Source organism: Mycobacterium sp. NGS17 (assembly GCF_059813205.1).
Genome location: NZ_JCALED010000040.1, coordinates 1 through 530, shown reverse-complemented (window position 1 = coordinate 530; position 530 = coordinate 1). Strand labels below are relative to the sequence as shown.

At 65.7% G+C, this 530-nt stretch carries 1 protein-coding gene; it reads right to left on the bottom strand.

What is annotated here, in order from left to right:
* A partial coding sequence (locus AC5Y7E_RS24255) for an AMP-binding protein (RefSeq protein WP_499950955.1) occupies positions 1-530 on the bottom strand: 530 nt, incomplete at both ends.

Sequence of the window (530 nt, the reverse complement as noted above, 5' to 3'; positions counted from 1 at the left end):
GCATACAACTCACCGACCACCCCGACCGGCACCGGACGCAACCACTGATCCAACACAAACAACGCCGCCCCCGGCACCGGCGCACCAATCGGCGGCACCCCCGACCCCGCCGCCAACGCCGCACTCAGCGTCAACACCATCGTCGTCTCAGTCGGACCGTAGGCATTGAACATCACCCGCCCCGGAGCCCAGCGATCCACCACCTCAGCCGGACACGCCTCACCGGCCACCGCCACCGTCATCTGCCCCAAGCCCTGCGGCGACAACGTCGCTACCGCCGACGGAGTCCAGGCAAGAAAACTGGCCCGCTCACTGACCAACAACTCATGAAAATCTTCCGGCGCCGCGGCCACCGCTTCGGGCACCACCAACACCCGCCCGCCATGCAACAACGGACCCCACACCTCCCACACCGAGGTGTCAAACCCATACGAATTGCACTGCGTCCACGTCCCCGGCAGCACATAGGCGTCCGTCTCCAACAGGAGCTGAGTCACATTGCCATGAGTGACCGCCACCCCCTTCGGCAC